Raw genomic sequence first — 12,488 nt, forward strand, 5'->3', positions numbered from 1 at the left:
CAAGGAGGAACTCATAGTGACAAAATATATTAAATCAGGGAATCTTCAAGTTGCAACGGAATTATTTGAATTTATTAATTCAGAAGCTCTACCAGGTAGTGAAGTGGATCGTGATCAGTTTTGGTCTGGTTTAGAAAATTTGATAAATGAATTAACTCCTAAAAATAAGGAATTATTGGCACATCGTGAAGAGATTCAAAATCAAATAAATGCTTGGTATCGAAAAAATAATAATGATTTTGATTTTGAAGAGTATAAATCATTTTTAAAAGAAATTGGATATCTTGAACCAGAGGCTGAAGACTTCAAGATCACCACTGAAGGTGTGGATGCCGAAGTAGCTATCCAAGCTGGACCGCAACTGGTTGTTCCAGTTAATAATGCTCGTTATGCAATCAATGCCGCCAACGCCCGCTGGGGAAGCCTTTATGACGCACTTTATGGTACAGATGCAATCAGTGAAGAAGATGGTGCACATCGAGAAGGTGGCTACAACCCAGTTCGTGGTGCTAAGGTTATTGAGTTTGGAAGAGAGTTTCTTGACCAAGCAGCTCCATTAAGGGAAGCTTCTCATAAAGATGCTGTAAAATACACAATTGAGTCTGGAAAGCTGAATGTTGCACTCCGGAATGGAGAAACGACAGGACTTGAGGACGAATCGAAATTAACTGGCTATCAAGGACAACCACAAAATCCAAGTGCTGTACTTTTGAAAAATAATGGCCTGCACTTTGAAATTCAATTCAATTTCAGTCATCCAATCGGAAAAACTGACGAGGCTGGCGTTAAAGATATTCTATTAGAAGCAGCAGTAACGACGATTATGGACTGTGAAGATTCAGTAACTGCGGTAGATGCCGAGGATAAAGTTCTAGTTTACCGTAACTGGTTAGGATTAATGAAAGGAGATTTATCTGCTACCTTCATAAAAGGCAATAAATCAACGACAAGAACTCTTAATCCTAATCGCATTTATTTGACCCCGACGGGAGAAGAATTGTCTTTGTCAGGTCGTTCACTTTTGTTTGTTCGTAATGTAGGTCATTTAATGACGAATAATGCAATCTTAGATCAAAATGGGGAGGAAATCCAAGAGGGGATTTTAGATGCAATCATCACTAGTCTTCTTGGAAAACATACTCTTTTAGGAAACGGCTCATACCAAAACACATCCGAAGGATCCATTTACATCGTTAAACCTAAAATGCATGGAACAAAAGAGGTCGCTTTTGCCAACCATCTATTTGATCAAGTAGAGGAATTGCTCGGTCTAAAACGGAATACTCTAAAAATTGGTGTTATGGATGAGGAGCGCCGCACATCTTTAAACTTAAAAGCTTGCATAAGCGAAGTTAAGGAACGGGTAGTATTCATAAATACCGGATTTTTAGACCGTACTGGTGATGAAATCCATACCTCAATGGAAGCGGGAGCAATGATTCGAAAAAGTGAAATGAAATCATCCACTTGGTTGCAAGCCTATGAAAAATCGAATGTTAATACAGGCCTTGTAAGCGGCTTCCAGGGGCGTGCACAGATTGGAAAGGGTATGTGGGCTATGCCGGACTTGATGGATGAAATGTTAAAACAAAAGATTGGACATGTAAAAACAGGTGCAACTACGGCGTGGGTTCCATCACCTACTGCAGCTACATTGCATGCACTGCACTACCATCAAGTTGATGTAACGAAGGTCCAAAATGAAAAGATCAGTGAATCTAGAGACTTGAGGGATGAAATTTTACAATTCCCAGTTGCGGAACATTCTAATTGGAGCCCGGAGGAAATACAGGAAGAGATTGATAACAATGCTCAAACTATGCTAGGTTATGTTGTTCGCTGGGTGGACCAGGGAGTTGGTTGCTCGAAAGTACCTGATATCAACGACGTGGGACTAATGGAAGATCGTGCGACCTTACGTATATCCAGCCAACACATGGCGAACTGGCTACACCACGGTATCATAACAAAGGAACAAGTGCTAGAGACGCTTCAGCGTATGGCTAAAGTAGTAGACGAACAAAATGCTGGAGACGCTGCATATCGCTCAATGTCTGCGAATTTTGACGATTCGGTGGCATTTCAAGCTGCATGTGACCTGATTTTTGAAGGTTATAATCAGCCAAGTGGCTACACTGAGCCAATATTGCATCGTCGCCGCATTGAAGCAAAAGCAAAGTTTGCTATAAAACAATAAACAACTAGGGGACATTCTATTTTTTACAACGTCACGATTTACAATGTAAAGAGTATATTGCTAATTTAATTGAAGTACTGCAGTTTCAACAACTAACTTTCATTATTAAATAGTGATAACAGATTGGGGGAGTTGAAGCTATGAAAGACCTTCGGGAAAAAGCACTAGACCTTCATATGAGTATTAAAGGGAAAATAAATGTAAATGTAAAGTAGCTGTAGAAATTTCCAGGGATTTTTAAAGGGGCACTTCAGGTGTTCGCTTCTGAAATTAATGAGTAAATGAAAGTGGCAGCGGTTTATGCAATTGCAAACTTAATTCAGCCGCAAGAACTGACACATGATTATGTAATACCAAATGCTTTCGACAACCGAGTAGTAGAATCTGTCGCCAATGCTGTAGCAGAGGCAGCAATACAGTCTGGTGTTGCGAGACAAAAAACCGAAATAGAAGTCTGAGAGGAGCAATAAAACAATGAAGTTTACTAGGTTTATAGCTAATTCTTCCATCCATAAAGGTGTTAAAGAAAAAGGTATAATAAGAGTAATTAAGGGCGATATTTTTGGTGCTTGGGAGTATACAGGCCAAACATTTTCTCAGGGTGAAGTTAAGTCTATTGCACCCCTAGAACCAAATCAAATCATTGGAATCGGTGCAAACTTCGTTTCAAATGTGGAGGATCTTCCGGAACAGCTCCCGGAAATTCCAGTATTCTTCTTTAAGCCAACTTCATCAGTGATTGGACCTGAAGATGAAATTATCATTCCAGAGGGTATCAAGGAAGTAAAGTTTGAATCCGAATTAGCGATTGTCATTGGGAAAGAGGCAAAAAATGTGCCTGAATCCGACGTACTGGATTATGTTTTTGGATACACAGTTGGAAATGACGTAACAGCACCTCAGTTTTTCCACCAGGATGGCCACTGGACAATTGGTAAATCATTTGACACGTTCACTCCATTAGGTCCTGTTATTGAAACCGTACTTGATCCTTTTAATGTAAAGGTCAAAGCAAAACTGAACGATGTTGAAAAACAAAACAGTGCAACTGAACTGATGATTATTCCAATTCGCAGAATGGTTTCCTATCTGACAAAAGTTATGACACTTAAACCGGGAGATGTAATTTTAACAGGTAGTCCTGTTGGAGCAGAGTTGGTCGGCGCAGGCGACGTTATAGAATGTGAAATAAAGGAAATTGGAAATCTTCGAAATACATTTGTTACGGCTAAAGAAGGTGCAAGAGCGTATTAGGTACGGTTAAAAATTTTTAGAGGTTAGTTCCAAATTGCTGGAATCAATTGATTTGAGATTGGAAGCAAGGCAATACTTGCAAGAACTGGAGAATACCACAAATAAGGTTATCCATCTAGTTGTTTATGACCAAGGTGAAGTAGTGTATATTGAAAAGCTAGAAGGAAACGAAACTCTACGAATGCACTCTAAAGTTGGAAAACGAGAACCCATGCATTGTACTTCTGTCGGCAAAGCAATTCTTGCTTATTTGCCATCTAATGTCGTGCTTAACATTCTTGAGCAAAGGGAATGCCAATGCATACTGACAAAACGATTACGAATAAAGATGATTTCCTTCAAGAACTCATTCAGGTTAGAATTAAAGGCTATGCATTGGATCTAGAAGAAAATGAATATGGAATTACTTGTATTGCCGTTCCTATTTTCGTTCATTCGGGGAAAGTCATTGCTGCTGTCATCATATCTGGTCCAACAAGGCTTGGATTTTAAAGTGGAATTACTTTCCAATATATTTTTAGAATTTTTTTCAAAGAAAATTTGCCCGATATATCTTTTTTCAAAATAATCGGGCAAATTTTGATATTGGTTTTGAAATTTTACCAATAATTTGTATAATTAAAATAGGATTAGTGTTTGTTATATAACAACTACTTATATAGTTACTAAACAATAGTGTTTTTTCGCAAACTTACAGAAACATTGTTTCTTAATACGAAACAGAAAGGGGGAATTGTCTTATAGAGTGTTATCATGCCGATAGAAAGTGTTAAGGGAAATATTATGTAGACAGCAGATTTGCTAGCGTTTTTCTTTTTGTATATCTCACCTGAGTCGCAATAAACCTTTAGTAACTAAAGGTTTAAAGTACTTTATAGTCCCTTTACCGGACAAGCACTATTATGATTTTATCATTACGCAACCAAGATAAAATCACAAACATCCGGACTTTACAACACGAAAAAATTGAATATTTTCATTGGATTCAAATTTTTTTCACTTTCTTGTAAATTAGAGCAGAAGAAATGGTAGCATATTTTAATAAAAATATGTAAGCGGTTACTTTTAGGGACTATAAATTGGAGGGTACAATATGACATATACACAAAACTTTACAGTGGTAGGAGATAGCCTCGCTTTATCCGCTATCGTGGCAGTAATTCCAATACTTTATTTCTTCTGGGCATTGGCAGTGAAGAGAATGAAAGGGTATCTGGCAGGGCTCACGACGCTATTAATTGCTTTGATGTTGGCGGTTATTGCATTTGGAATGCCAACACAAATGGCGATTATGTCTGCTACACACGGGGCAGTATACGGGGTTTTGCCTATTGGTTGGATCATTATCAGTTCAGTTTTCCTTTATAAATTAACCGTAAAAACAGGACAATTTGATATTATTCGTAATTCAGTTGTTTCACTTACGGAAGACCGTCGTCTCCAGGCACTATTGGTAGCGTTCTCATTTGGGGCATTTCTTGAAGGAGCCGCTGGTTTCGGTGCGCCTGTTGCCATTTCTGCTGCACTTCTTGTTGGTCTTGGATTCAATCCTTTATATGCAGCTGGCTTGTGTTTAATTGCCAATACAGCACCGGTTGCATTTGGTGCAATAGGAGCACCAATTATTGCGCTTGAGGGACCTACCGGAATTTCTGCGATGGAGATTTCAAAAATGGTTGGTCGCCAATTACCGTTTTTATCTGTAGTCATACCATTTTATTTAATCGTGATTATGGCAGGCTTAAAAAAAGCCTTCGAAGTCATTCCTGCAATTTTAGTAACTGGTATTACTTTTGCTGTAACACAATTCTTAAGCTCTAACTTCCTTGGACCAGAACTTCCGGATATTTTATCGGCTCTTGTTTCATTACTTGCTTTAGCAGTTTTCCTTAAATTTTGGAAACCGAAAACCATCTTCCGTTTTTCAGCCGAACAAGAAATGGCCGCAACACTTGCTGTAAATGAACCTACTGGCCACAAGCTAACTTATACCAGCGGACAAATTTTTAAAGCGTGGTCACCATTTCTGGTTTTAACGGGAGTAATCTCCCTTTGGGGAATTCCAACCATAAAGCAGGCACTAACAGGACACTATGAAGGAACAAATGTTGTTTTATCAATGATTAATTCTATAGGGCATGCATTTTCGTTTATTCCTAACGTTCCATTATTAAATAACAAGATTATAAACGCTGCGGGAGAAGCGATACCTGCCTTTTACAAGCTGGAATTGCTAGGTGCTGCTGGTACAGCGGTTCTGATTGCAGCAATCATTACAAAATATATTGTAAAAATTTCTTGGAAGGGTTGGATAGTTACATTCGGTGAAACACTAAACGAACTTAAATTTCCCATTATCACAATCGCTTCTGTTGTAGGATACGCTTATGTAACAAACTCTTCAGGAATGAGCACATCTATGGGGATGGTTTTGGCGAAAACAGGATTTTTATTCCCTTTCTTCTCTCCTATACTAGGCTGGCTAGGAGTGTTCATTACTGGTTCTGATACTTCAGCCAACTTACTATTCGGTAACATGCAAAAAGTTACAGCTACTTCAATAGGCATGGATCCGGTGCTCGCAGTGGCAGCGAACTCTTCAGGTGGAGTTACAGGAAAGATGATTTCGCCTCAATCAATTGCAGTAGCTTGCGCCGCAGTAGGCCTAGCAGGGAAAGAATCTGATTTGTTTCGATTCACTATAAAGCATAGTATTATACTGGTGATTATTGTTGGAATCATGACATATTTGCAGAATGGGGTGTTATCCTGGATGATTCCTTAAGTAAGATTGCAAAGCAAATATCTTTATTTAGAGTCAATATGAGATCAATATGAGTTGATAAAAATAAGAAAAACACCATTTAAAAGTCGCAAGTTTGTCAAACGACTTTTAAATGGTGTTTTTTCATTTGATTGTTGAAATTATTTCTGTGAAGTAGTATTGGAGAGGTACACTGATAATATTAAGTATTTACAGTGGGAATGGTTTTGGAGTTGGATAAGCATGTATGTTTTATTACATATTTCATATAGGATTTTCACTAGACTTAGAGCTTAGAAATAGTGAATAAATTAAGCACGAGGCGCTAGCCGATAAAAAGAAGAGAGCATCTGTAAACTACACAGGTGCCCTCCTGATCTTCTCCAAGATCCATTATTAATCTCGTAATTCTGTACAATGAAGTATTTAATCTACCGGACGGTCATCAAAATCATAGTCTACCGTGCCAGGAGCTACACGTGCATTTGTTAATGCCGGAGTTTCCGGACGGGCAATTTGATACACACTAGCACCGACAATTTCAGCTGCTTGCTGCAATTTTTCTTTCGATATCTTATCCAGTGTATCTGTAGGCTGGTGATACCAAGGCTCTACAGGGGAATGGATAAACAAGGCGGATGGAATGCCAAGCTCATGGAATGGTTGGTGGTCACTCCTGCCCAGCTGTCCATAAGGAATCGGAACATCCATCGTTCTGGCCCCTGCTGAGGAACCCAGGTCGGTCACAAGGTTTTTCATTCCATCAATGGTATACATAATCAAACCACCTGCAGGATTATCCTCGCCAGCATCACGTCCGCCTATCATATCCATTTGGAAGTGAGCCACCATGCGGTCTACATCCTCTTTGGGAAGGGAATCTGCATAGAAGGATGATCCAACGAGCCCTCTTTCCTCAGATCCGAACGTGAGGAAGCGAACTTCAGTGTCAATTGGCGTTTTGGCCAGGATCCTTGCCAGTTCCAGCACAGCTGATACACCCGAAGCATCATCATTTGCACCAGGACCGCCCGGGACAGAATCATGGTGGGCTCCAACAGTCACGATTTGACCATTATCCTTATTGGCTTTTGGTTTTAGGGAAGCGATGACATTGTAGGATGTCTTTTCGATCCTTTCAGCTTTTCCCACTTCCAGAGTGGACGTGATTTGTTTAGTTTTAAGCTGTTCGACCAACTCTAATCCTTGGGCTTGGGTAATGGCTACAGCAGGTATATTTTGCCCCGCTGATACTTGTCCGAAATTATTTCCTGATGGTGAGTTGTTGTACATTAAAACGCCAACCGCTCCTTTATTTAGGACATTCTGAACCTTTTCAACAAAGGTAATGTCTCCACGTTCAACTAGTGCAATTTTCCCGGATACATTTTCTCCAACTTCCTCTGGCTTTGCTTTTCCAACATTAACAAGTTCGGCCGTTACCTTTCCGCTGATACTGCCGCTAAGGGCACGCGGTGTTCCTCCTATATCACTGTCACCAATTTTCACTTTTACATTTTGCACCGTATCATAGATGGGAAAAGGCTGAACCTTTGTTTCAAAGCCAAGACTCTTAAACTGACTTTCTATGTATTTGACTGCACGGAGCTCCCCATCTGTACCAGCAGCCCTCGGTTGTTCTGATAGATAGGCAATCGTATTATACATATTGTCCGCACTAATTTTTTTGATAACTTTGTTATCAAAAGCTGTGTCAGACTGGGCATTTGTTGCCCCGTTTATTTGTGCAAATACTGTACCAGTTGATAGAACCATACCCGCAGCTAAAAGTGCTGTTAGTGATTTTTTATACACATAATCCCTCCTTATTCATAATATTCCTAATTATGTATTTAATTGAATAGTTTGTAAATGAGTCGTTAGTCTTTAAATTCCATCTATTAATCGGTGTCTGACACCCGCTCTCCCTTACGATTATGCCGCAAAGAAAAAGCGATCCTTCTTAATGAAGAATCGCATCACGTATTGAAGCCGTCAATATATAGTATTGTAAAAAAATGATCAAACATTCAAATCTATCAACCTCATTTTAATCTAACTTTTGAAAAGCAATATGATTCCGAAGTGAAGAAAAAGGCGGATGCCGACCGTTATGCAGTAGAGCAGGCGGCAGGCAAGGGGAGATTTGAATGAAAATATAGAGCTGATGAGCTTTACCTAATATGGTTTTCACAAGTGGACACTTACCAAGAACTGCTAACTAAATATATCCACCTATACAAAAATTGAAATTTTATCCAAATTAGACGAAAATTTAATGCCGATTCACCTAATATTCATTTTTTTATCATGGATTTTACCATTTTCTAGCCTATTACGATTTTCCCAAAATATGCTAATGTTCAAACTTTCACAAATTGTTCACAACAATAATGAAAACGCTTACGATTTTCAGTATATAATATAAGTATCTTAACTGATTTCATAGTATTGCACCAATTATCATACAAATATTAATAAATAATTGAAAAGACAGAAAGGAGATAATCAGATGATCTTGAAATCGTTGAAAAAAAAGGGCATAACGACCATCATTTATTATAAAGAAGGAGTATTAAAAACATGTAAGGGTCAATTGCATAAACTTAACCTTCATGAACAAACCCTTTCCTTAAAGGATGAAAATCAAAAGATTTTCTCTATTCGTTTATCTCGAATTATGGAAATATATTAACTTAATTCCTTTCATTTAACTCATTAAAGTTACAATATATTTATTAATCCTGAATCTCTAGTATTTTACTAGAGGTTCTTTTTTCGTATATGGAAAGCTAAAGGGTCGTTTAGCATTCCTGTATTTGGTAATTTTTCAGTTTTGAAAAAATAGGGCTCCTCATTTTTGAATTGATAAATTTAGTTTTATTCTTTGTAGATGGCAGTATCCTTACTTGAAAAGACAGTCTCTTTTATTTTTCCATGCTTCTTCTATGGTTTACGAAATAAAATCTTGAGTACATACGTTCAATATAAGTAAAAAAAGTATAATTGCTTCCACTGATGAAACGGGAATTTCCCTAATAATTAACTTTCAAAGTATCGTTAAAATAAACGATACGGCAGAAGAAGCTTAAGTGTTTTATTAAACTTTAAAGTGGTAAATAGATAGTATGAAGCTAGCAGGGAGGTATTAAAATGAGAGTACTTGTAATAGGAACAGAGGATATGACGGGAGAGCACGTTGTAAAACAGCTGGCAGACAGGCACCATAACCCGGTAGCACTAGTGGGAGCTGAAAATAAAGTTGAAGAAATGGTTAAACTTGGAGCATCAGCAGTGGTCTCTTTGGAAAGAAGGGAATTTTCCAGTGCTTTTTCGGACTGTGAAGCAGTAATCTACTTGAGTAGCGCCAGCCCTCGGACTGGGGAGGGCAAACCAATACTGGTTGACCATCAGTCAGTAATAGACTCAGTTGAGGCTGCCAAGAAACATGGGGTGAAGCGCTTTGTTCTCATGAGCGCCATGCGAGCAAATGAAATGGGAGATGCTAGTGCAATCCGTTTCAACTCAGAGGAGCTATTAAGACAGGAAAAGTTTACATATACGGTTATACGGACAAGCATGCCTGTGGACAAGCCAGGAATAGGTAAGGTAGAAGCTGGACTATCAATTGAGCATGACAAAGACGAGATCCCAAAAGAGGATATTGCTTCCGTATTGGTAGAAGCGCTGGATACTAAAGAAGTATTTAATAAAACGATCAACGTTACTTCTGGAGAAATTCTGATTCATGAAGCACTCCAAAGATTATAGACAGCTCGAATAACTTGCACAAAAAATAAGAAACAAAGGGTGATAAAATGTCCAAGTTGAAAAAATATCTTCCTACAGTTTTAAAAGGATCTGCCGTTTTAGGGACAGCTGTGGCCGCAGCGTATTTTTACCGTAAGGATGATACACAAAAACAACACTCAATCCTGAGGAATTTCCCCCTAATCGGTAGAATTAGATACATGACAGAGCAAATAGGACCTGAACTTAGGCAGTATTTATTTGAGAATAATAATGAAGGCACCCCTTTCTCAAGAAAGGAATTCGAGGATGTTGTAAAAGCAGGTAAATATAAGGAGCGTCTAATCGGATTTGGATCGGAACGTGACTTCAATGAAGCTGGATACTATATTCGTAATAGCATGTTTCCCAAACTCCGGGAAGAATTGAGAATAGATAATAGCCAAAAAATCAATACAAAGGTATATGAAGTAGTTGATGAAGGACTATTGACCCGAAAGGAGAAGCGGGAAGATAGACAAATAGAACCGTACTACTTACGAGACGAGGATGCTGTCATAATCGGAGGGGGTACATGCCAGAATCCATTTAAATTAAAGGGGCTCATAGGACAGTCTGCAATGAGCTACGGTGCACTCGGAGAGAATGCCATCACTGCACTGTCGGGAGGATTAGGCCTTGCAGGAGGAACATGGATGAATACCGGTGAAGGCGGTCTTTCCAAATACCATCTCTCCGGAAATCCCGACATCATCATGCAGATCGGCCCGGGACTGTTTGGAGTAAGGACACCAGGTGGGGAGTTCTCCTGGGAAGAATTCAAGAAGAAAAGTGAAATCGAGCAAGTAAAGGCATTTGAAATTAAGCTGGCACAAGGTGCCAAAATCAGGGGTGGGCATATTGAAGGACAAAAAGTGACTGAAGAAATTGCCCAAATCCGCCTGGTAGAGCCTGGCCGAACGATCAACAGCCCTAACCGGTTCTATGAATTCAAGAATTTTAATGAATTGTTTGAATTCGTGGAAAGAATGAGGGATGTAGGCGGAAAGCCAATCGGTATCAAGATTGTTGTGGGGGATCTTGATGCACTTGAGGAAATGACGAAAACCATGAGAGATACAAGTAAAGGGCCGGATTTTATCACCGTGGATGGTGGAGAAGGTGGAACTGGGGCAACCTATCAGGAGCTTGCTGATGCAGTCGGACTTCCAATTATGTCAGCTTTGCCACTTGTAGACGAGATGTTAAAAAAATATGATGTACGTAACAGGGTCAAACTGATTGCATCCGGCAAGCTGACTTCTCCAGATAAAGTGGCAGTCGCTTTAGCGATGGGGGCAGATTTGGTCAATATTGCCCGTGGTTTTATGATAAGCGTTGGCTGCATCATGGCTGAAATCTGTCATACAAACCACTGCCCCGCGGGCGTAGCCACGACTGATTCAAAGTTGCAGGAAGGGCTGGTTATTGAGGAAAAACAATTCCGGGTCGCCAATTACGTGATTTCACTCCGCGAGGGGCTGTTTAACCTTGCAGCTGCCGCAGGTATAGATACTCCGACCAAATTTGAACGAAAACACATCGTACACAAGGATGAATGGGGAAGAGTTTCGCCTGTCCGGGACATCACCCTCACTCCCGAAAAAGTGGAGAAGTTAAGAAATAAGGAAAAAGTGGAGAAATAAAGGGTTGGGTTTAATGGATACTCCATATTCCATATATAAGTTCTTTAACCCTGTTACAAAGAGGGACATCTTCGTTCCATTCTTGGGTCGATGACAGGGGAGGCAGATGTCGAAGTCAAGCAGAAGATTGCCGAATCATTTGAACAGTTCGGTTAGGCAGCCGTCATGGATATGATCTTGAAAATGCTTCCGGAAGATGCAAAACAAGCGGCAAGCCCGCTTAGTAATATCGACAAAATCACTGTAGTGGATACAGCTGGAAGCGGTGCGAATGGCGGGGCCTGGGTATGCAACGGATTCAATGGCCACATTGCAGGAGTCATTAAAGGCATCTTCGGGCATTGATGTCAAAGACTTTCTTTCAGAATTTCTTAGGGAACCGCAATATACCATTACCAGCCATCAAACAAGAAAATGCTGAAGAAAACATGAATAGGGCAGCAGGCAAGGAAGAGTAACAGAGAAGAATAAAATGAAGAAAGGTAAGAGCACTTATATGCTCTTACCTTTTTTTGAATAGTGCTCGTTTAAAAAAGGCAGGATCAGTTTATCTGGCCTTTTATACTTAACATATATGTTCGTCATACTCGGTTTTCAAGTAATTTATCATCTTTTGTTTTTGGTGGGAATAATGAAAGCAATTAAAATAAAAGGAAAAGTCGTCAAAAAAAAGAGGATTTTTATCATCGAATCCATAGGAATTTAAAAAATCCGAGATCGTTTTTTCTTGATCCACTAAGTCGAACAATCCGGATACATAAAAATGATAACTGAATTTATCATATAAAAAAAGGTATCCTGTATCATCAAAAATATTTTTCACTGTATGAGCATCCAA

At 39.3% G+C, this 12,488-nt stretch carries 7 protein-coding genes and 3 pseudogenes; 9 read left to right on the plus strand and 1 reads right to left on the minus strand.

Annotated elements, in window-relative coordinates:
* The first annotated feature begins 16 nt into the window (after positions 1 to 16).
* The 5 genes and pseudogenes from ACQKFG_RS08090 to ACQKFG_RS08110 all read left to right on the plus strand — a co-directional run bounded on the left by ACQKFG_RS08090 (position 17) and on the right by ACQKFG_RS08110 (position 6,236).
* On the plus strand, positions 17 to 2,197 hold the full coding sequence (locus ACQKFG_RS08090) for a malate synthase G (RefSeq protein WP_427557688.1): 2,181 nt from the start codon (positions 17 to 19) through the stop codon (positions 2,195 to 2,197).
* A gap of 224 nt (positions 2,198 to 2,421) precedes the next feature.
* Positions 2,422 to 2,655, plus strand: a pseudogene (locus tag ACQKFG_RS08095) (NAD-dependent malic enzyme); the annotation flags it as partial.
* 16 nt (positions 2,656 to 2,671) lie between these two features.
* Positions 2,672 to 3,451 carry a fumarylacetoacetate hydrolase family protein gene (locus ACQKFG_RS08100; protein ID WP_353872120.1) on the plus strand — a complete coding sequence of 260 codons (780 nt, stop codon included), beginning with the start codon at positions 2,672 to 2,674 and terminating at the stop codon, positions 3,449 to 3,451.
* A 10-nt stretch (positions 3,452 to 3,461) separates the two neighbouring features.
* Positions 3,462 to 3,928: pseudogene (locus ACQKFG_RS08105) on the plus strand (IclR family transcriptional regulator); the annotation flags it as partial.
* Positions 3,929 to 4,544: 616 nt separating this feature from the next.
* A complete protein-coding gene (locus ACQKFG_RS08110) occupies positions 4,545 to 6,236 on the plus strand; it encodes an L-lactate permease (protein ID WP_427557693.1) in 1,692 nt (563 codons plus the stop codon).
* Positions 6,237 to 6,641: 405 nt separating this feature from the next.
* On the opposite strand, the gene ACQKFG_RS08115 is transcribed toward ACQKFG_RS08110, so the two are convergent.
* A complete protein-coding gene (locus tag ACQKFG_RS08115) occupies positions 6,642 to 8,030 on the minus strand; it encodes a M28 family peptidase (RefSeq protein WP_427557696.1) in 1,389 nt (462 codons plus the stop codon).
* A gap of 697 nt (positions 8,031 to 8,727) precedes the next feature.
* Here ACQKFG_RS08115 and ACQKFG_RS08120 point away from each other — a divergent pair.
* From ACQKFG_RS08120 to ACQKFG_RS08135, 4 genes and pseudogenes are all read left to right on the plus strand, one after another.
* Entirely contained in the window at positions 8,728 to 8,910 is a 183-nt protein-coding gene (locus ACQKFG_RS08120) for a YolD-like family protein (RefSeq protein ID WP_076369858.1), read from the plus strand.
* Positions 8,911 to 9,368: 458 nt separating this feature from the next.
* The gene (locus tag ACQKFG_RS08125) at positions 9,369 to 9,986 is read left to right on the plus strand and encodes an NAD(P)H-binding protein (RefSeq protein WP_427557700.1); all 618 of its coding nucleotides are present in this window, start codon (positions 9,369 to 9,371) and stop codon (positions 9,984 to 9,986) included.
* Positions 9,987 to 10,033: 47 nt separating this feature from the next.
* A complete protein-coding gene (locus ACQKFG_RS08130) occupies positions 10,034 to 11,650 on the plus strand; it encodes an FMN-binding glutamate synthase family protein (RefSeq protein WP_427557702.1) in 1,617 nt (538 codons plus the stop codon).
* 90 nt (positions 11,651 to 11,740) lie between these two features.
* A pseudogene (locus ACQKFG_RS08135) lies at positions 11,741 to 12,020 on the plus strand (flotillin domain-containing protein); the annotation flags it as partial.
* Positions 12,021 to 12,488 lie beyond the last annotated feature (468 nt).

The sequence above is a fragment of the Peribacillus sp. NPDC076916 genome (assembly GCF_050269675.1).
Lineage (GTDB): Bacteria > Bacillota > Bacilli > Bacillales > DSM-1321 > Peribacillus > Peribacillus aracenensis.

Coding starts and splice junctions, on each gene's coding strand:
- ACQKFG_RS08100 (WP_353872120.1), top strand. CDS start 2,672: ATGAAGTTTACTAGGTTTATAGCTAATTCTTCCATCCATAAAGGTGTT.
- ACQKFG_RS08110 (WP_427557693.1), top strand. CDS start 4,545: ATGACATATACACAAAACTTTACAGTGGTAGGAGATAGCCTCGCTTTA.
- ACQKFG_RS08120 (WP_076369858.1), top strand. CDS start 8,728: ATGATCTTGAAATCGTTGAAAAAAAAGGGCATAACGACCATCATTTAT.
- ACQKFG_RS08125 (WP_427557700.1), top strand. CDS start 9,369: ATGAGAGTACTTGTAATAGGAACAGAGGATATGACGGGAGAGCACGTT.
- ACQKFG_RS08130 (WP_427557702.1), top strand. CDS start 10,034: ATGTCCAAGTTGAAAAAATATCTTCCTACAGTTTTAAAAGGATCTGCC.